Here is a 19,402-nt window from a genome sequence, read left to right as displayed (position 1 = left end):
AGTCGATTGAGTAACAAGTTACATACTACAAAAATGTTTTCTTCTTTAGATGACCAAGTATTATTATTAAAAAGTCGTGGATTGATTATTCAAGATGAACAGTACGCAAAAAAAGTGCTACTAGAGAAAAATTATTTTGACTTAATAAATGGCTTTGAGACATTAATGCTAGTGGATTCTAAAGCTGCAGATAAAAAATATAATCAATTTTATTTTGAGGATTTTTTGTTTTTATACAATCTTGACAAAAATATGAATGTATTGCTATTGAAATCGTTGGATAGGTTTGAAACAAGGTTAAAGACATCTATGGCCTATCGTTTTTGTGAAAAACATTATACATCACCATCAAAAGCGAGATGTTACATTGATATTTCACTCTATTCTAATCCAATAAGTTCTTCACATCATCTGAGTCTCCCATCTGATATTAGAAAAAATGTTTCTGGTCATAAAATGTTTAACTTGAGAAATTTACGCGAATATAGTGATTTTATTGATTTCTGTAAATCGAAATATAGTTTTTTTAATACATATGATGATCCACCATTTTGGATGACTATAAAGGTTTTAGAGTTTGGTCCCCCATTCCAACTACTTCTTGCCTATGAAAAAAAGATTTTTGAAAAGGTCATAATGGATATGGGAATTGAATATGCTACGGATAAAGAAAAATTTATTAATTCTATTCGTATTTTCATAGAATTGAGAAATACTTGTGCGCACTTTCAACTAGTTAACAGATATAGAACACCTTCCAATTTGAAAATCGATTCGGCAATCAGTTGGATTATGAACTAAAACTATTTGATACATTGCTCGTTTTAGCTCAATTTGAAAATTTATCTGAAATTAGTATGCTTATAAAAACAACCTATAGAAATTGTAATTCGAAAAGAAAACGTGAGTTATTTTTAAAAATCCTTGAAAGAATGGGTAGAAAGAAAATTACAGATTGGCAAAAATTAAAGCATTAAATAGTTACAACTAATGTTGCCTGATTCAATGTTTCAACGTCAATTAAGTTTGATGTCTGATTTGATATATCAATATCTACCTCCGCCATCGCTTGAACAGCCTTCAGATTGACCCCATGTGCTTCAATGCCAGCGCTTTTTACCGTCCAATCGGAGGGCAATAATTTTCTAGCCCAGCCTTCCGCCATTTGGCTACGGCAAGAATTCCCTGTACATAAGAAATAAAGTGTTTTTGTCATGTTCATTGCTCCTTATCAATTATTAGTTTTAAAGTATTTTTTCTGCCAACGTAAGGCAACCCATACAAGCCCGATGAGAACAGGTACTTCAACAAGCGGTCCAATAACTGTCGCAAACGCCACACCACTGTGAAGCCCAAACACACCTACGGCTACGGCAATTGCTAGTTCAAAGTTGTTACTTGCAGCTGTAAATGAAAGCGCTGCTGTAACAGGATAGGATGCGCCAGCTTTGCGTGAAGAAAAGAATGAAACAATAAACATAATGACAAAATAAATGAATAATGGAATTGCGATACGCACTACATCAAATGGGAGCTCGACTAGTTTCTCACCTTTTAAAGCAAACATCATCACAATCGTAAATAGCAGTGCAATTAAAGTAAGTGGTGAAATCTTTGATAAGAACTTTTCCTCATACCACTCTTTCCCTTTTGTTTTGATACCAATCCAACGTGTGAGGAAACCCGCAGCAAACGGAAGCCCTAAATAAATCAACACGCTCTTTGTAATTTCCCACATGGAAATGGATACGTGGAAGTTTTTTAAACCAAACCAACCAGGCAATACATTTAAGAAAAAGTACGCAAATATCGAATAGGTTACGATTTGGAAAATAGAATTAAAGGCAACTAGACCAGCGACGTATTCGCGATCCCCTCTTGCTAAATCATTCCACACAATGACCATCGCAATACATCGAGCTAGCCCAATCATAATGAGTCCAGCCATATACTCTGGATAATCATGCAAGAAAATAATCGCCAAAAAGAACATTAAGAATGGGCCAAGTAACCAATTCTGAAAAAGCGATAGTAAAAGCACTTTCCAGTCTTTAAATACACGCCACATTTCCTCATATTTTACTTTTGCTAATGGTGGATACATCATCACAATAAGTCCTAGAGCAATCGGTATTGATGTTGTACCAATCGACATAGCTTCTAGTGCTTCCCCAATATCGGGTATTGTCACACTTAATACAACACCTATGCCCATCGCAACAAATATCCAAAGAGTAAGGTAACGATCAAGAAAGGACAATTGTTTTACTAAAGAATCATTACTCATTAATATTTCCTCCTACATGACAACAATCAGAAATACAATTGCAGCTAGTTAAAGGTTGGATTTGTTCTAAAATGCCTCTCATCAATGGCGTTTGTTCCTCCACTAAACGATAATGTTTCCAAGTTCCCACTTTTCGTTCCGTAATAATGCCTGCCTCCTTTAATTTCCGTAAATGTTGACTCACAGCAGGTTGCGAAATCTCTAAAATATCCACAAAATCACATACACATACCTCCCCATTCTTCATGCATGCAAGCAATTTGATACGATTCAAGTCGGCTGCTGCTTTTAATTGTTTTTCAATTAATGTGTTTTCCATGAATTTGCCCTCCCTATATAAGTATTTACTTATATATAATTTTAAATAAAATCACCCAGATGAATAGGTGATTACATTTGTATATAACTATATACTTATATTATGAGAACTCAAAAATAAATACAAGGACTATTTCCTATTTATGCAATTACTCCAAAGTTTTTCGTATGATGCTTGTATTCATCTTGCCTCCTATAGAGGTAGAAGATTTCTGTATCTGTTGCTACGTTTTCGAAACAAAAAGCGATTAAAACAATGAAACTACAGAAGTGACACCCTCACATTTTATTTTGTATAAAAAAATTAAAGGAAACGTCCCTCCAAATTTTTTTACTAGCACAAGCATTGAAATTTTGTAATTTCAGCATAAAAATAGCTTAGTTCGTCAAATAAAACTAAGCCATTTTATCATTTTCTTCATTTTAAAATTTTCAACAAAAGCAACCACCAACACAATAATATTTAACTAATCCAAATCATTTTCACATCTTTAAATAGCCACTTATTATCTTTATAATGAACTGTAAGTTTTATTCCAACAGCCCCAAGACCGGAGCGATATTTGGAACCTTCAAAAAGGATTTCGTTGTTTGCTTTAAAATCAACTTTTTCAATTTTTAGAAGTACACCGTTCAAAGCCAGTGTATCCGCATCATATAATCCTTGTTCTTTCAGTTGCTCAAAGGTAGCATCCATTACTTCAACTTTGTATTTTTTCTTAAAATAACTTAAAATTGCTTCTTTATCACTTTCACCCACTTCATCAAAGTTGCTCATATCAATCGCTATATATTTTATCGCATCGCTTAATGCTGCATCGTGCTCCATAATGGTGTCCAGTGCAATGCTATATATTTCTGCTAGATGCTCCATTGGCTTTACCTCATTGCTACAAGCAGAAAGAAATAATGTTAGGGCAAACAAAATGCTACAATATTTTAACTTCAACTCCCCCTCTTTTTTGTTATAATTTCCCCTATTTCAATATAAATGATAACTCATTACAATCAGCTCGCCCTTTTCCCCCATTTTTCGGACACCTTCATCAACAAAGCCACATTTTTTGTACAGTTCCTGTGCCGGTATATTTTTAAGATTAACAGCTAATACGATTTCATTTACTTCACCAAAGTTCTTTTTAATAAATTCAGGTAAAAGTATTAATGCATTTTTCGCATAGCCTTTTCCTTGGTGGCGGAAATCAGTTGAAAATGCCCTGACTAATATGGCATGATGATTATTGGAATAGGGTTTTACGCCTTCATTTTTATGTAAATCGAAAAAAGTGACAAGTTCTTTATCTTCTATCGCTAAGATTGAATATCTATCGGAATCTTCATTGGATAATTTGATGCATTCTTTAGGATGACTAGTGTAATGAAGCTGTTCCTCAGTCAATTCATAGTGGTCGATATTATTTTTGAATCTGTCCTCGTAAAAATAAAGTTGCATTGCTATATCCCCCTTTCAGAACGTTTGTTTCTATACTTTAGCACTTTTATTTGTATTGTTCAATTAAAGGATTTGCTTTTAATCTAAATCAAAAAAACTTTCCCCATTCGATTTTGTACAGTTTCTACATAATGTACTGCCTCTTTTACATTTATTAAATTAAACTCGGCTACTGCTGGCATTAAAGTTAGTTGTTGTCGCTCTATTAACGCGGTAATTTGCTGAAAAGTGTTTTGCCAATGTGCGACGGATATGCTTTTATTCCAATGACGCAAATGGAATATTTTGGCGTTCACCTGTGCTTCCTTAGCAATTTTTGCCCAATCAACTTGAATGCCTGATAGCAAACCAATCGTTAAAAATTGACTTTGAGGTCGCAAGCAAAACGCAAGCTCTGTTCCGGGACTACCACCGATGGAATCGATAGCAGCATTTGCTCCCGCACCATTTGTCAACGTCATAACAGTTTCCTGTAAGCTATTTTCTGTTGTATTAATAACATGAGATGCACCTAATTTTAATAACTGCTCTGTGTACGTATTACTACGAGTAATGGCAATTAAGCGAAAACCTAATACCTTTGATAATTGTGCAAAAATATGACCAATTGCAGAGCCGCAAGCATTAACGAGCAGCACGTCTGTTGGCTTCAGCATTAATATTTCTGTACAAATAACCCATGCTGTTATTGGATTTATATACATTTGAGCAGCTGTAAAATTGTCTATCGTATGTGGTACTGGAATAGCAAGGTTTGCGGGTGCTTTCACATATTCCTGCCATGTGCCTTCTCCTCTTAAAGGTAAAACCCGTTTACCAATAAGACTTTTGCAGGCGGAAGCTCCAACCTTCTCTACGATTCCAACACCTTCATAGCCTGGTATCGCGGGTAAAGAAATTCGATGCGCATAAGACCCTCTAATCGGTATTAAATCAGAGGGATTAATGGGTCTAGCTAACATACGTACTAACACTTCATCACTTGCCAGTGGTTGAATCATTGTTTCGTCAACTACTAATACATCTTCAGGACTGCCAAATTTCTTGAAAGAAATATATTTTCTATTCATAACTGTTCCTCCTCGTATATTAGTAGTAAGAGCTCTTTCCGATAGAATTTCCAGTTGATCCGGACAGCTGGGGGATCTGTTGGATTTCCTATAGGAAGTGGTCGCCGATTGGCTCCCTCACTCTTGTTTTATGTTTTACCTGTTTGACCCCTGCTTTACCGAGGGAGCCAAAAGGAAATCATCATTTTTTGTTAAATACTATTTTAAGTATTGCCTACAGGTGCTTACCTGTTTATTTGTCATACACTTTTTTAACCTAATTTTATAGCACATGGGCGAAGGATGGAGGAAGCTCCATTTCAGTACTTCGTCCTTTTTTATTCATCCAAAATAGTTCACTCAGCCCTGTGTCCATGCGACAATGGAACAGACAAGGTATTCGCAGGAAATAGCTTTCCCTCCTTGCAGACATCCATTGTACTGCTTAATAAGCCTGCTACCCATCGTTCATTATTGAAGGTCTAACCACTGGCTGCGACGCAAGGTTTAGAAGAGAGTGTAGCGCTCATTTATGGTCTTCTGCTTGCGATTGCTGATAACGAGGCAGACATCGATGATTCGGGTGGGCACCCAGGTCTGAGTGTATCTTGATTAATTCCCCCTTAGGAGGTGATTGGCATGTCACAAATGCTAGTCGGTATTGACGTGAGTTTGCGCTCCCATCATGTCCATTTCATGCATGGAGAGGGACACACACTCGCTGATTTTTCTGTTCAAAATGATGTTATAGGTGCGGACACCTTGATTCATAAAATTGTACGAACAGCGGAAAAAAATCAAACAGATCAATTAAAAATTGGGATGGAAGCCACGGATCAATATAGTTGGCACCTTGCCCATTACTTAAAAGCACAATGTAAGAAAGTCTTACCCCATCTTCAAACAGCGATTTATATGCTCAACGCCCGTAAAGTAGCTCGTTTTAAGAAGGGCTATGATACGTTACCGAAGAACGACAAAGTAGACGCCTGGGTTATTGCGGATCATCTACGCTTTGGACGATTGCCACATGAAATGCAAGAAACCTTAATCTATGATGCACTGCGTCGTTTAACACGCACACGATTCCATTTAGTCCATGAAATTGCGCGTAATAAAACGTACATGTTAAATCAACTGTACTTAAAATTTAGTGGCTTACGCCAAGACAATCCGTTCTCCGATACATTCGGTGCGACAAGCATTGCGGTCATTGAAGAACTGGACCCTGGCATCATTGCCGATATGCCTTTGGAGGAACTGGTCGAATTCCTTCAAGAGAAAGGCAAAAATCGTTTTGCAGAGCCGGAAGAGATTGCGAAATATCTCAAGCAGCTCGCACGTAATTCGTACCGTTTAGATAAAGTGATGGCCGATCCGGTTAATCTCTCTTTATCCGTGATTTTAAGCACCATTCAACACATCGAAAGCCAAGTGAAGCGTCTTGATAAGGAAATCGAGCGCATTATGAAAGGCATTCCACAAACATTAACATCGGTAAAAGGCATCGGTCCCGTGTACGCAGCGGGCTTAATCGCTGAGATTGGGGATATTCATCGTTTTGATGATCATCACGCTTTAGCGAAATATGCAGGTTTAGTATGGACACAGTATCAGTCAGGCGAGTATGAAGCCGAGGATACCAGCCGAATGCGAACCGGTAATAAGTATTTACGCTATTATCTTGTGCAAGCATCAGACGCCATACGAAAACATGACACCGAATATAAAGCCTTTTATCAAAAGAAATACCATGAAGTAACCAAGCATCAACACAAACGCGCTCTCGTCTTAACCGCTAGAAAACTTGTACGACTCGTGCATTCGCTACTACGCACGAAACAGTTGTACATTCCGAAAGAAGAAAGGAGAGAATAACCAACAATTTCTCACTTTTCTTTAGCCGTTTTCCAAACTTCCATTTTTTAACTATTTTTAGTTGGAAAACGCGAGGTTTATTTGAGTGCGCCTAAAAATGGTCATTTAGCAGTTACAGCACTTAAGAATTTCCAATTTTACTGTTTTTAATGGTTGACATTACACCACTGTGCTTTGTTAAAAGCGTAGCATTTTTATCTTTTCTAGTAAATTTTCAAAAAATAAATTGGATCTAAGCAAGAAACTGTCTTAAAACCGAAGACACCTTACTTTTCCAATTGATTCTTTAAAGACTAAAATTGTATAATTTTAAATGCATTCTAAATTAACCATATATGGGAAGGTGAATAATAAATGAATCACCTTATAAACATACAAGGATTATTGGAAGCTATTTTTCATACCTATTTTAATATTTTTTCTATTACTATAAATTAAAGCAATTTCTCAAACGAATTTAAAAAGGCTCATTAATAGCGAAAATTTTATATAGTCGCTTTGGTATTGCTCAAAACCACTGCTATGCGGCGCTTTCCTACACATTTAGATTATTACGGTATATAATAGCTTAGGGGGTTCGATATGCTAAAAATTAAACAAATTGATTTTATAAAAGCTGTTTATGATGACTCGATGTCACATAATATTTTTTCTATCGCTAATATTACTTTTTCAAATTATGAGCCTATTCATGGTGCATTGTTATATTGGTGTCGCAATTCGACAAACGGCGAGTACACTGCGGAAGGCGACTATAAGTTTTTTTATGATATGGCCAACGTCACGTACTTTGCTTCAGTAAAGTTTCCAAAGCATGTACGCTTGACGAGAGACCAAAAACAGGAGCTTGCTTATATATTATTAGAGGAACGAGGCTCAATTGGTTCATATAGCTTCCCTACTCATATAAACCGTCGTAAATATGATATTGAAAAGGAATATAATGCACTAACTTTCCCGGAAAATTTTAATCCGGCAACGATTGAACCGATACTTAAGCAAGTATCGATGAAGCAGGTGCTCGAAATTCAACAACAGCACCCACATTTGAGTAAACGCTTTATTAGACAATATATTAGCTGGCGCTCGCGTGCAGCGCAAATGCATATCAATGATTTAGAGCCGTACTTACACATGATAAGCTTTGAGCATCTCTGCTTAACAAATCCATATTTAACAGAGCAGTATTTAATCGAGCATTTAGAGCAGCTTGCACCAACTTTGCAATATAATTATCCTGTGCTAAATCGTTTGTCTAGCTCATTTAAGCAGTATTTGATTGATTTTTTACAGCAGCAACAAATCCCATTTAACGAGGATTTTGCACATAAACTAGAGCAGTTTATTGCAGACGACCATTTCTATATGGATAAAGAAGTTACGTATTTTGAATTTGAAGAATTTGAAGAGGAAATGGAGCTACAATTTTTTGAATATGATGTAGGACCAAATAAATGGAGTGGTAGTGAGCATTTAGTAAAGGGGATTCCATCATTAGCTTGTCAAAAATATGATCAATATGGCTTTAAAAGAAAGACAAATAAAGAAATGGATACGCTGATTGCTACGGTTAGTCAGACTCAATTAGACTTACTATGTGCGGTTTTAGAGCCACATTGGTTGCATCGTTATCGCAATAAATTAAACTGGACGAAAATTTGCCGCTATAATCGCTATTTGGCTGAGGATTTTATTTTAGCGCATCTCAAGTTTATTGATTTTGAAGCACTTGGCGAGCATACGAGCTGCCAATTGTCCGAGGAATTTATGCTGAAATATATGAAGCGCTTCAACCATAAAAATCCTGTACCAGTTGTGCTGCGAAATTTAACAGTCCCTCTTTATGAGGCTTATAAGGATACGATTAAAATAAACTTGCAACTACTGCATAAATACAGCACCTCTATTGCAAAGGAAGAGCTTATACAGCTTGAAAAATTGCTGTCGGAATAGAACGAAGGCTAACAATCGAGCACATGTCAGTAGTTAATACGGAATAAAATAACTTTACACAGAAAAAGGCTGTTGGGAAATGGAGCTTTCCCAGCAGCCTTTTATTCTACATTACGTGTTTCTTCAATCAATTTCGTTAATTTATCCACAGGCAACGGTTTGCTAAAGAAATAGCCCTGTACAGATTTACAATTATGCTTTTTTAGGACATCTAATTCTTCAGATTGTTCAACGCCTTCAGCAACTACATTTAAGTTCAATGCGTGTGCTAGTGAAATGATAGCAGCGACCATTGATTCACCTGAAGATGTTGTGCGGATGTTTTGAATAAATGTACGATCGATTTTTAATGCATCGAATGGGAATTGGCGTAAATAGCTTAATGATGCATAGCCTGTTCCAAAGTCATCTAGCGATATTTCAATGCCCATTTTTTTCATCTCTTTAATTTTTTCGATTAACTCATCCGTATAGTCCATCATCGACATTTCTGTAATTTCAATTTCTAAATGCTGTGGATTCGCCTGAGTTTCTTCTAATATTTCTTCTAGGCGTGAAATAAAAGATGTTTCTGCAATATGAATTGGAGAAATATTAACCGCAACACGTAAATCACTATTATATGCCTCATTCCATTTTTTTATTTGAGCCGTCGCTTTGCGTAATACCCACTCCCCAATCGCGGATATTAAACCACATTGCTCTGCGAATGGAATGAATTGATCCGGTGGCATAATACCTAATTCTTGATCATTCCAGCGAATTAATGCCTCCATCCCCGTCATTACATTATCCTGAATATTATATTTAGGCTGATAATGAAGCTCGAAGCTGTCATCTCGTATTGCTTGATGAATTTTTGTCTCAAGATGAAGCAAACGATCATCAATACCTTTCATATTTGCTTCAAATACGACATAACTATTTCTGCTTTTTTGTTTTGCGGCATACATGGCAATGTCTGCACAGCGTAGTAGTTTCGATATTGTATTGCCGTGGTCTGGGAATATGCTAATCCCCATGCTGACACTAATATAAAATTCATAGTCGTAAAAATTAAAACTTTCTTTGCATAGATTAACGATATTTTGTGCTGCTGCTCTAATTTGTGAAACGTCCTTTAAAACATAGACAAATTCATCACCATTTAGTCGGAAAACAGCATTTCTTTCATCATCGATACTCATCAAACGTTTGGCAAAGACTTGTAAAAACATATCGCCAACCTTATGCCCAAGGCCATCATTAATATTTTTAAAACGGTTTATATCAATAAAAAACAAAGCAAATTTTGATTGTTTTTTTCGGGCGTTTTCCATTTCCTTTTCCAAGGTTTTCAATAGACTTCGGCGGTTTGGTAATCCTGTTAAATCATCATGGAAAGCAAAATGCGTATATTTTTTTATATTTTTTTGAGCCGTTATATCCGTGCGTATAGAAATATATTGAAACGGCTTCCCTTTGTCATTTAAAAATGGAACGATTGTCGTTTGTACCCAATAAAGCGAGCCATCCTTTGCGCGGTTACAAACCTCCCCACTCCATGTTTCCCCTTTGCCAATTGTGCGCCATAGTTCTTTAAAAAAAGCTTTCGAATGATGTCCAGAATTTAAAATGCGGTGATCTTGTCCAATTAATTCAGCACGACTATACTTGGAAATTTGGCAAAATCGTTCATTTACATTTGTAATAATGCCTTTGCCATCTGTAACCGCAAGAATTGCTGATTGATCTAATGCCGCTTTTATATCTTTAAGCTCCTCATAAGTAAGCTCCATATTCGTTAAAATATGAGAGTCATTCGTCATTATAAGTTTCTCCCCGTTCATAAGTTACTCAATAATTGAGATTTAGACAAAAATACACTATATATAAGTATAATCTATTGCCTTTCTACTATTCAATAGTGATTTAAAGACTATCAATATTAATATAGTACTAGACTTCTCAGTTTTGTAACAATTTGTTGATTGTCCATACTGTGATAACAGTTAACCGACCTACGTCACTTCGGCATTTCTTCAAAATTTGTGACATGCACTGAAGCTTAGGCCAACACGACTGAGTTCTTTTTTATTAGCAGGTGTTTGGACACCGACTGAAGTTTATAGAACAATAATTATATTATGTAAACTATTTTAATGTAAGAATTTTCTGAAACAAACTATTGACACGTATCTTTTTCTGTACTATATTAAATACAGATAAATAATACTGTTATAATACAAAGGAGTGTTTTTAATGTCAATGTATCGTGAAGGCTATGAGCATTATTTAGAAAAATGTGAGCAGTTTGGGATTGAGCCTGTTAATTTTCATTTTTACTTAATACAGTTATCTCAAGAGCAGCTAGTATCATTCACAGAACAGGCACGCACATTGCGAGCGGGTATTTAAGTATGAATAATCCTGCCGTCATAGAACGTAAATAAAACAAACTTTATGACTTTGAAATGTCCATAAAGTTTGTTTTTTGCATCAATCATTTAATGGGTGATTTTTCATAACCTCTTGAATTTGTTCATCCTCAATATGCGTATAAATTTGTGTTGTTGCAACACTTGAATGCCCTAATATATGCTGTAGGCTACGAATATCTGCCCCCGCTCGGTACATTAATGTTGCGGATGTATGGCGCAGCTTGTGTGGCGATAGCTTTTCCTTATTCAATGTTGCTGTATTCAATTGCTTTATAATTTTGGCGATGGACTGTCTTGCAAAGCGCGTCCCCTTCTGTGAAACAAAAAGCGGCTCTGCTCCATCCCCTTTATATGTATGGCGCGTCGGTAAATATTGCTGCAATGCATCATAGCAACGCTCATTCATAAAGACTGTTCTTTCCTTATTCCCCTTCCCAATAACTGTAATATGCTGCCCCTGAATCGATTGTAAATTTAGTGAGCATAGCTCGGTTACACGGATGCCGAGGTTTAAGAAAAACATCACAATGCAATAATCACGTTTGCTATAAGGCTGTGTTGTCGTTGCAGCAATGAGTTGCTGAGCCTCTTGTAAACTTAAATATACTGGTGTTTTTTTGCCGATTTTTGGTGTTTCTAGTTCTTCTGCTGGATTTTCCTCAATTAAGCGGCGCTTGCCTTTTAAATATTTGAAAAATGATTTTAATGTCGCTACTTTGCGTGCGCGTGCAGCCGATGAATTTCCTCGCTGTACCTCGCAATACTCCATAAACAAATATAAATCCTCCAGCGTAATTTCCCTAATCGTTTCAATTGTAACGTCAGAAATATCTATCTTTTGTAAATTTTTTATCGTAATATCCTGTTCAATTGCCTTTAAAAATCTGAAAAATAATACTAAATCATATTCATATTCTTTGCGTGTTCTCTGTGATTTTCCTGTAATTGTCGTTAAATACACTAAAAAATCCTTTAAAATTTTCGGAAGCACAACATTCACCTCTCCCTTAGTATACAGCACTTCCATTGCCCTTTCGATACTTGATATAATAAGCTCCATATAACAATGTCAGCATCCATAATAAACAAGTACCAAACAGCACGAGTGCGCGTAATGCGAAAATTTGTGTACCTATAGTAAATAGTAGTAATACAGCAATTGTAGTCATTGCCTCAATCAAGCTAAAAATAGCAATAAATCTCCCTAAAATCGCCAATGGCAATACTTTTTGAATATATGTCGTAAAACCAACATTCACAAAGCTAATAGCAAAGGACAATATAAAAAATCCGACTGCTGCTAGCCACCAATTATTAGCTAATCCATAGAGTAAATAGCCAATACTGCAAAATAACACACCATAAAACATTGCTGTTATTGGTTTTACTAGCCATTTTATATTACAAATTGAGCCAATAATAAATCCTGCACCAGCTACGCTGACAAGCAACCCATAGGAGCCTTCTGTTAGTTGTAATGTCGCTGTTGCAAAGGCGGCTTCTAGCGAATCAATTGCTGTTAAACATAAGATAAAAAAGCCATTCATAATAAAAATCGAGCAAACATAAAGATGCTTCCTTGCATATGAACTTACGTCAATCCAATCTGATTTAATCAACTTAAAAGTAATGCGTTCGCCAATTATTATGTTGCTCGTAATATTATTTGGACATTTGCTAAAGAATAACATCGCAATCATTAAAGCTATTATATTTATAATAATAGCTAGTTTGGCTGTACCAATAAAGAAAAGTAGTCCAGCTATCATGGGACCTAATATAAATCCTGCTGACTGTGTCATGCTTCTCCATCCATTAAAGCGTTGTTGCTCATTTTGGACAATCACTTTTGTTGAATAAACAAATACAGCATTTGTATAAATGGCTGTAAATATTGAAATGAAAAAGGTTAGTAAATAAATGGTGAACAGATGAGTAGTAATTACTAAAATAAGCATCAATACGACTCTTGAAAGATATAAATAAATAATCAGCCTTTTTATATTCACTCGGTCAACAATAGAGCCTGCCCAACTATTTGTTAATAGCGTGGCAATTGGTGCAAACAAATAAAGAATAGTAACGCTTGCTGGCGAATTTGTAATTGCCAGGACAATTAAGTTTAATGCGATAAAGTAAATCCACTCACCAATATTAGCCATGAATAAACTGATGATTAAATAAATTTTTACCCGTGTCATAAAGTCTCCTCCTTATTTGAGCAATAAAAAAATCCCATCTCCTAAGATATTTATCTTAGGGACGGAATCGACTTTGCGACACGTGTTGCCACCCTATTTCACATAATTATCGCTAATTATGCCTCTATCAGTACAATCATACTGCGCCTCTATAACGGGAGAGACCCGTCACATCATCATGCACCCAATCCGATGTGCTACTCCAAGCCTTGCTTCAGCTTCCATCCACCTGCCCGCTTGCACCATCCCGAGCTCTCTGTTAAGGCTTCCAAAAACTTACTCTTCTCTTCAATGTATTTTATTGATTTTAGCATAATGCTATTCTGGTTGTCTATATGATTTTCTAAAACCATAATAAAGTTCCCAAATTCATATTTGGGAACTTTATTATTACTCAACATTTAATGATTCTCTTTATTTGTCCCATATGATGCAAATCATGCTCCATTAGCCCCTTAAAATAGCTAGATAAAGTGAGCGTAGATTGATTAATTTTGATTTCAGCAAACCAGAGCTCCCGCGGTATTTCCCTTAGCCATTCCACTAATTGAATACGACCATTTAAAAATGCATCAATAACAAAAATCACTTCTATTTCCCTAGCTGTTAAAGCAGCTTGTTCATTAAAAATAACAACATCAGGCCCAGCAGGAAAAGCATTTCTCCTAAAGAAATATGGGATTCTATCACGTAGCACAAATTCATCCCACGCAGCAAGGTGACCTATAATTTCTACGGAAGACCACTTCCCTTCAGAAATAGGTTTTCGCAATAGCCACTTATCTAACGTAAGCAAAAAACAGGCAAATTCCATAAAATCAAGATGATGCTTAATAATTTCTGCTTTAACCAACAATACTCCCCCTAAAAGGAACGCTTGTTCTCTATTTGTAAAATCGCATTCTAACGAAGTGAGAATCGTTCGAATGTATAATGGTACACTTCACTTCGTCTAAAGGCATTATGAAATATGCTCTCTTCTCCATATTTTACATGATAAATTTGTATGATAAAATAGAAAAAGCTGGACGTTGAAAGGAGCTTTCGGAATGTCAAAACGAAAGATTGTGACTTTGGGTGCTGTCATCATTTTATGTATTGCAACAATACTCGACATTGTATATAAAGGATTATTTTATCAATTCATTACGAAAATTTTTAGGTGAGAAAGCTTGAATCGAAAAAGCCAAACTTCTCAGTAAATTGAGAGGTTTGGCTTTTTCCTTTATTATTCAGAAAGTTATATTTCTCCTTTTGATAATCTCGTACATTCTCTAAAGGCGAAATGCTGGCAGCCGATGCATTTATTTTTATCTAAAAAACCAAGTGCTACATCAATCGCCTGCCCTGTATGCTCAAAAAAGTTTTCACTGCCAATTTCATTAAACAAGCCACTTTTCTTCATTACGGTTGTTAAGCGCGGCTGTAACCCCGTTAAGAGAAGTGTACCTCCTTGTAGCTTAAACTGCTGTACGATTTGACTAAAGTAGGCTTCCCCAGTTGTATCCATAAAGGGAACTTTGCTCATGCGTAAAATTAATACTTTCGGTCTTGTAGTTAAGTTTGTTAAAATCGTTTGTTCAAATTCCTGTGCTGCACCAAAAAATAACGGTCCCTCAATTGTATATATACTAATTTGCGGACAATCACGCTCTCTATTGACAACATGCGGCTGTACTTTAGCATTTTTTCTTGAATGATCAGGCAAAACTTTATAAATTGCAGGTACATCAATCATTTGCTTTGTAAATAGAATAAGAGCTAGCACTAACCCTACCTCAACAGCTATTGTTAAACTTGTAAATACCGTCAATAAAAATGTGACAATTAAAACAAGTGAATCCGCTGATTTTAGCTTCAAAATATGGATAAAATGATGGCGCTCACTCATATTCCATGCTACAACCATTAAAATAGGTGCCATGCTTGCAAGCGGAATATGCGAGGCGTATGGTGCAAATAATAAAAGCACTAACAGTACAAAAATTCCATGCACTACACCCGATATTGGCGAAGTAGCGCCACTTTTAATATTCGTAGCAGTTCGCGCAATCGCCCCTGTCGCAGGTATACCACCAAACAGCGGTGTTACGATATTTGCCAATCCTTGACCTAAAAGCTCCTTATTGCTGTTATGCCTTGTATTTGTCATACCATCTGCAACAACTGCTGATAAAAGTGACTCAATCCCACCTAACATTGCAATGACAAAGGCTGGCCCAATAAGTCGTTCGATGCGCTCCCATGTTATTTCAAGCATTTGAAATTGTGGTAGCGTATTTGGTATTGCACCATACGCCGAGCCAATTGTAGGTACTTGCCCTGAAAAAAAGATTAGTGCCACAATTGTCGAAATGATGATACCCGCTAATGAAGCAGGTACTTTCGGCAAAACTTTTGGCGTGATTAAAATGATTGCCAAACAAAGAACAGCGATGACAAGATTATAAATATTGAGCGTATGAATATGGCTGAATAGCTCCTTCATATTTGCTATAAATTTTTCATGCTTTTCGATGCCTGTCAGCCCTAAAAAGCTGGCAATTTGCCCTGTGAAAATAATAACTGCAATACCCGAGGTAAAGCCGATTGTCACAGGACGCGGAATGAATTGTATTAAAGAACCTAATTTAAGCAGACCCATTAAGCAAAGAAGAATACCTGCCATTAAGCCCGCGAGCAATAAATCCTCATAGCCATAACTAATAACTATTCCTAATAAAATAGGAACAAAAGCACCCGTTGGACCACCAATTTGATATTTAGAACCACCGAACAATGCAATAATAATACCAGCGATACACGTTGTATAAATACCGTATTCTGGCTTTACTCCTGATGCAATCGCAAAGGACATTGCAAGTGGAATCGCCACTATACCTACAATAAGTCCAGATAAAAGATCTTTTCGAAAACGCGCTAACGAATATCCTTTAAACCTTCCTTTTTGCAGCTTCTCCATTTCCAAACCCTTCTTTTCATTTTAATTTATTAGCTTTCGCTATCGGCATCCTCTAATTCCTCTAGCATTGAAATTGTATCAATTAAATGATTATTGAAAATCCTTTTTGTCACGTTGAGTAAATCTAAAATCATTGGGTCTCTAAGAGAATACAAAACTCGTTTGCCATCCTTTGTACCGACAACGATATTTTTCGCTCGCAGTACACTGAGTTGCTGCGAAATAGCCGAGCCTTCTTTATTTAAGGCTTCTTGAATTTCCTGTACACTTTTCTCTCCCTCTGATAAAAGTTCAAGTATATGTATACGTAAAGGATGTGCTAATGCTTTGAAAAAATCTGCTTTAAATTGCTGTAGCTCCCCTCCCATTGTATCCCTCCATTTCATCTCACCAATATACATATTCAAACTTTTGAATATGTATATATGATACCTCTTAATCTCTTAATTTTCAATGTAAAAAGCGCTAAACTCCTTCTTTGTAAGGAAATTTAGCGCTGCAGTTTATATTTTTTTCTTTAAATAAAATGACAGGAATAACGCTGGTACTGTACAAATAATCATTCCTAAAAAGGCAAAGCGCGGTTCTATTTCATATAAATAGCCACCGAGCAATGTTAAAATAGCGGTGCTCCAGCTCATAGCAAAGGCATTGTACATCCCTTGTGCATTCGGAATTTGCTCTCTTCGTAAATGCTGTGTGAAAAATAAAATAACTGCATAATGCGCAAGGGCAAATGATACTGCATGCAATGATTGCGACAAAATAAAAATAGGTATTGATGGGATAAGCGATACCATTAACCAGCGCACCGTTGAACCAATTGCTGCTATAACAAGCAGGTTTGCAGGCTTCCAATGACCGAATAACCGATCAGATTTAGCAAAAAAGATAATTTCGAAAAACACACCGATATTAATAATCAGCCCGATATAATATTTTGAAACACCTAGCTCCTGCAAATAAATATAGCCATAATTATAATAAGAGGCATGTGCTCCTTGTAATAAAATTGCAATAATCAACACAATTAAAAAATTAGGTGTTTGCAATAGTTGCTTGATTGAAAATTTGCTAGCTCGACTTTCATTCGGCTTTTCTAATAATATCATCGGTGCTTGGCGCGTATTTAAAACAACAAAGAGCAGCAATCCTCCAAGCAACAGCCATACAATTGTTGTATCACCAAACTTCCCTGTGAGCAAGCTAACGATTAAAACCATTACAACAAATCCTAGGGAGCCATATGAGCGACTTTTACCATAGTGTAGTTGTCCATGCTGCACTAATACGCCTGCAACGCTATCCAAAGCCGGCATTAAAGCTGGATAAAAGAAACTAAACAATGATGTAACAATAAACAGGCTTGTAAAAGAGTTGGCTGGAACAAAAAGTAAAGCTGCTATCAACGATACAACAGCTAATACATTTAACACTCGTTTACTGCTCCATCTACTTGCAATATAAGGGAAAGCAAACATTGTTGAAAGCCCTCTAATCACTAAGCCAAAGCTCATAATCAAGCTTGCCTCAGGTACAGTTAGCCCCTTTGCTGAAACTAAAAACCCTGTCCAATATGGTAAAAAGATGCCCCATGTCATGTAAAAAGTAAAGAATTTTTGCGACATCCAGCGCTGATTATTCATTTCAAATCCCTCCATCTGTCTTGCATCATAGCACGCTTTCTTTTAAAATAATGTGAGATATCTCATGTTTAGGTGGTTTTCTATGCAAAATTTACAAAATGAAGAGCAAAAATACTATATTAAGCACTTTCCGATTCAACATTTATTTTCTTTTGATATAACAGATTTAGTGGAGGTACATCGTTTTGCACGCGGCGAATGGATTATTAAAGAAGGTCATTTTCCACAATATTTATATTACTTAGTCGAAGGAAAAGCAAAGGTTTATATGACACAGGAAAATGGCAAAGTTGCCTTAATTAGCTTCGCACAGCCAAACGCTTTTATTGGCGAGCTAGAGCTATTGGATGAAAATTATTATTCGAAAGGTGTGCAAACGATGACAACAACAATTTGTTTGGCACTGCCTATAGCAAAATGTAAAAGGGAGCTATTATCTGATGTCGTATTTTTACGCTATTTATGTACTTTTCTTGGTAATAAAACATCACAAATAACTGCCAAATTTTCAAAAAGCCTTGCTTACCCACTTGAAAATCGGCTAGCTGAATTTATTGTCCTTTCTGCAGATGCGGGAATTTATAAGGAAAAGCATACAGAGGTATGCGATTATTTAGGCGTGTCCTATCGCCATTTACTACACGTGCTCTCACAATTTTGTGAACAAGGCTTACTCGAAAAGCATGGACGTAGCTATATAATTACAAATATGAATGAATTACAGAGGCGAGGAATTATATAGAAAGAAGGAACTATGATTCGTCTAATTTGAAAATTAGGCTTCCATTTTGTATTAATAAAGGTTTTCATCGCTACTTTTTGATTGAAGATAAACACCGTTAAAGCAAGTGTTCATCACATTTTTAAAAGATACTCTCGATTTAGTTGCTGTCCAAAATGCTGTGCATAGCCCGCATTTTGGACAGCTCCATTTTCTAAATTTTTCGCTTTAATTAAAAATCTCATGTTCATGCCTTACTAATTTATGCTCAAAAAATTCCAAATCTTGCATAGTAGACATCTGTTCAAAACGAGAAGTAATTTCAGCATGATATTCAGATAAGCGTCTCGTTTGCTCATAAACAATATGCAGTTTTGCCTTCACACCATCTAATCGCTCATTTGTTTTTCTTTGCTCCACTTTGAATTCCCGGCATTTCCCTTTGCATCTCTCCTTGAATACCTTGTATGCTCGTCTGCATACTTGTTACCTTTTGTAGTACTGCCTCAAGAAG

The 19,402-nt window shown here is 36.2% G+C and carries 18 protein-coding genes, 1 pseudogene and 1 other annotated feature; of the genes and pseudogenes, 5 read left to right on the top strand and 14 right to left on the bottom strand.

The features are described 5' to 3' along the window. The first annotated feature begins 6 nt into the window (after positions 1–6). A complete protein-coding gene (locus MHH70_RS02480; RefSeq protein ID WP_342472460.1) occupies positions 7–801 on the top strand; it encodes an Abi family protein in 795 nt (264 codons plus the stop codon). Between the two features lie 175 nt (positions 802–976). On the opposite strand, the pseudogene MHH70_RS02475 reads toward MHH70_RS02480, so the two are convergent. From MHH70_RS02475 to MHH70_RS02450, 6 genes and pseudogenes are all read right to left on the bottom strand, one after another. Next, positions 977–1,216 (bottom strand): annotated as a pseudogene (locus MHH70_RS02475) (arsenate reductase); the annotation flags it as partial. Between the two features lie 15 nt (positions 1,217–1,231). After that, positions 1,232–2,287: an ACR3 family arsenite efflux transporter gene (gene arsB / locus MHH70_RS02470; RefSeq protein ID WP_342472459.1), complete on the bottom strand. Its 1,056-nt coding sequence runs from the start codon at positions 2,285–2,287 to the stop codon at positions 1,232–1,234. Further along, entirely contained in the window at positions 2,280–2,606 is a 327-nt protein-coding gene (locus MHH70_RS02465) for a metalloregulator ArsR/SmtB family transcription factor (RefSeq protein ID WP_066163097.1), read from the bottom strand. Before MHH70_RS02465 ends, arsB begins: the two co-directional genes overlap by 8 nt. Positions 2,607–3,068: 462 nt before the next feature. Continuing rightward, positions 3,069–3,479, bottom strand: coding sequence for a peptide ABC transporter substrate-binding protein (locus MHH70_RS02460; RefSeq protein WP_342472458.1), 411 nt, complete (start codon positions 3,477–3,479; stop codon positions 3,069–3,071). A 108-nt stretch (positions 3,480–3,587) separates the two neighbouring features. Then, on the bottom strand, positions 3,588–4,058 hold the full coding sequence (locus MHH70_RS02455) for a GNAT family protein (RefSeq protein ID WP_107942746.1): 471 nt from the start codon (positions 4,056–4,058) through the stop codon (positions 3,588–3,590). A gap of 83 nt (positions 4,059–4,141) precedes the next feature. Continuing rightward, on the bottom strand, positions 4,142–5,128 hold the full coding sequence (locus tag MHH70_RS02450) for a zinc-dependent alcohol dehydrogenase family protein (protein WP_066163087.1): 987 nt from the start codon (positions 5,126–5,128) through the stop codon (positions 4,142–4,144). Between the two features lie 618 nt (positions 5,129–5,746). Between MHH70_RS02450 and MHH70_RS02445 the strand changes: the two genes are divergently transcribed. Together MHH70_RS02445 and MHH70_RS02440 are read left to right on the top strand one after the other, a co-directional pair. Beyond that, positions 5,747–6,985: an IS110 family transposase gene (locus MHH70_RS02445; protein WP_342471849.1), complete on the top strand. Its 1,239-nt coding sequence runs from the start codon at positions 5,747–5,749 to the stop codon at positions 6,983–6,985. 582 nt (positions 6,986–7,567) lie between these two features. Continuing rightward, entirely contained in the window at positions 7,568–8,938 is a 1,371-nt protein-coding gene (locus MHH70_RS02440) for a hypothetical protein (protein WP_066163084.1), read from the top strand. Between the two features lie 101 nt (positions 8,939–9,039). Here MHH70_RS02440 and MHH70_RS02435 read toward each other — a convergent pair whose 3' ends face one another. Next, the gene (locus tag MHH70_RS02435) at positions 9,040–10,746 is read right to left on the bottom strand and encodes an EAL domain-containing protein (protein ID WP_342472457.1); all 1,707 of its coding nucleotides are present in this window, start codon (positions 10,744–10,746) and stop codon (positions 9,040–9,042) included. Positions 10,747–11,179: 433 nt separating this feature from the next. Between MHH70_RS02435 and MHH70_RS02430 the strand changes: the two genes are divergently transcribed. Continuing rightward, positions 11,180–11,335, top strand: a complete 156-nt coding sequence (locus tag MHH70_RS02430; RefSeq protein ID WP_066163079.1) for a transcriptional regulator — start codon at positions 11,180–11,182, stop codon at positions 11,333–11,335. Positions 11,336–11,416: 81 nt separating this feature from the next. On the opposite strand, the gene MHH70_RS02425 is transcribed toward MHH70_RS02430, so the two are convergent. The 6 genes from MHH70_RS02425 to MHH70_RS02400 form a co-directional block, all read right to left on the bottom strand. After that, the gene (locus tag MHH70_RS02425) at positions 11,417–12,385 is read right to left on the bottom strand and encodes a tyrosine recombinase XerC (RefSeq protein ID WP_342472456.1); all 969 of its coding nucleotides are present in this window, start codon (positions 12,383–12,385) and stop codon (positions 11,417–11,419) included. Next, positions 12,366–13,559, bottom strand: coding sequence for an MFS transporter (locus MHH70_RS02420; RefSeq protein ID WP_342472455.1), 1,194 nt, complete (start codon positions 13,557–13,559; stop codon positions 12,366–12,368). The genes MHH70_RS02425 and MHH70_RS02420 overlap by 20 nt, the downstream gene beginning before the upstream one ends. A 54-nt stretch (positions 13,560–13,613) precedes the next feature. After that, positions 13,614–13,860 (bottom strand) — a binding site (T-box leader). A gap of 93 nt (positions 13,861–13,953) precedes the next feature. Beyond that, positions 13,954–14,412, bottom strand: a complete 459-nt coding sequence (locus MHH70_RS02415) for a DinB family protein (RefSeq protein WP_342472454.1) — start codon at positions 14,410–14,412, stop codon at positions 13,954–13,956. A 387-nt stretch (positions 14,413–14,799) separates the two neighbouring features. Next, on the bottom strand, positions 14,800–16,521 hold the full coding sequence (gene sulP / locus MHH70_RS02410; RefSeq protein WP_342472453.1) for a sulfate permease: 1,722 nt from the start codon (positions 16,519–16,521) through the stop codon (positions 14,800–14,802). 29 nt (positions 16,522–16,550) lie between these two features. Beyond that, on the bottom strand, positions 16,551–16,889 hold the full coding sequence (locus tag MHH70_RS02405; RefSeq protein ID WP_107942754.1) for a metalloregulator ArsR/SmtB family transcription factor: 339 nt from the start codon (positions 16,887–16,889) through the stop codon (positions 16,551–16,553). Positions 16,890–17,024: 135 nt separating this feature from the next. Then, a complete protein-coding gene (locus MHH70_RS02400; RefSeq protein ID WP_107942755.1) occupies positions 17,025–18,167 on the bottom strand; it encodes a 3-phenylpropionate MFS transporter in 1,143 nt (380 codons plus the stop codon). Between the two features lie 82 nt (positions 18,168–18,249). Here MHH70_RS02400 and yeiL point away from each other — a divergent pair, with 82 nt between their 5' ends. Beyond that, a complete protein-coding gene (yeiL, locus tag MHH70_RS02395) occupies positions 18,250–18,909 on the top strand; it encodes a transcriptional regulator YeiL (RefSeq protein WP_066163059.1) in 660 nt (219 codons plus the stop codon). Between the two features lie 207 nt (positions 18,910–19,116). Here yeiL and MHH70_RS02390 read toward each other — a convergent pair whose 3' ends face one another. Beyond that, on the bottom strand, positions 19,117–19,308 hold the full coding sequence (locus tag MHH70_RS02390; protein WP_107942757.1) for a hypothetical protein: 192 nt from the start codon (positions 19,306–19,308) through the stop codon (positions 19,117–19,119). Positions 19,309–19,402 lie beyond the last annotated feature (94 nt).

The organism is Metasolibacillus sp. FSL H7-0170 (assembly GCF_038593115.1).
Taxonomy (GTDB): domain Bacteria; phylum Bacillota; class Bacilli; order Bacillales_A; family Planococcaceae; genus Metasolibacillus; species Metasolibacillus fluoroglycofenilyticus.
Note: the sequence above shows the minus strand (reverse complement) of the source record. Positions and strands in the feature narration are given on the sequence as shown.

Excerpts from the sequence above, each read along its gene's own strand:
- arsB (WP_342472459.1), bottom strand. The coding sequence starts at position 2,287 with ATGAGTAATGATTCTTTAGTAAAACAATTGTCCTTTCTTGATCGTTAC.
- MHH70_RS02465 (WP_066163097.1), bottom strand. The coding sequence starts at position 2,606 with ATGGAAAACACATTAATTGAAAAACAATTAAAAGCAGCAGCCGACTTG.
- MHH70_RS02460 (WP_342472458.1), bottom strand. The coding sequence starts at position 3,479 with ATGGAGCATCTAGCAGAAATATATAGCATTGCACTGGACACCATTATG.
- MHH70_RS02455 (WP_107942746.1), bottom strand. The coding sequence starts at position 4,058 with ATGCAACTTTATTTTTACGAGGACAGATTCAAAAATAATATCGACCAC.
- MHH70_RS02450 (WP_066163087.1), bottom strand. The coding sequence starts at position 5,128 with ATGAATAGAAAATATATTTCTTTCAAGAAATTTGGCAGTCCTGAAGAT.
- MHH70_RS02445 (WP_342471849.1), top strand. The coding sequence starts at position 5,747 with ATGTCACAAATGCTAGTCGGTATTGACGTGAGTTTGCGCTCCCATCAT.
- MHH70_RS02440 (WP_066163084.1), top strand. The coding sequence starts at position 7,568 with ATGCTAAAAATTAAACAAATTGATTTTATAAAAGCTGTTTATGATGAC.
- MHH70_RS02435 (WP_342472457.1), bottom strand. The coding sequence starts at position 10,746 with ATGACGAATGACTCTCATATTTTAACGAATATGGAGCTTACTTATGAG.
- MHH70_RS02430 (WP_066163079.1), top strand. The coding sequence starts at position 11,180 with ATGTCAATGTATCGTGAAGGCTATGAGCATTATTTAGAAAAATGTGAG.
- MHH70_RS02425 (WP_342472456.1), bottom strand. The coding sequence starts at position 12,385 with ATGGAAGTGCTGTATACTAAGGGAGAGGTGAATGTTGTGCTTCCGAAA.
- MHH70_RS02420 (WP_342472455.1), bottom strand. The coding sequence starts at position 13,559 with ATGACACGGGTAAAAATTTATTTAATCATCAGTTTATTCATGGCTAAT.
- sulP (WP_342472453.1), bottom strand. The coding sequence starts at position 16,521 with ATGGAGAAGCTGCAAAAAGGAAGGTTTAAAGGATATTCGTTAGCGCGT.
- MHH70_RS02405 (WP_107942754.1), bottom strand. The coding sequence starts at position 16,889 with ATGGGAGGGGAGCTACAGCAATTTAAAGCAGATTTTTTCAAAGCATTA.
- MHH70_RS02400 (WP_107942755.1), bottom strand. The coding sequence starts at position 18,167 with ATGAATAATCAGCGCTGGATGTCGCAAAAATTCTTTACTTTTTACATG.
- yeiL (WP_066163059.1), top strand. The coding sequence starts at position 18,250 with ATGCAAAATTTACAAAATGAAGAGCAAAAATACTATATTAAGCACTTT.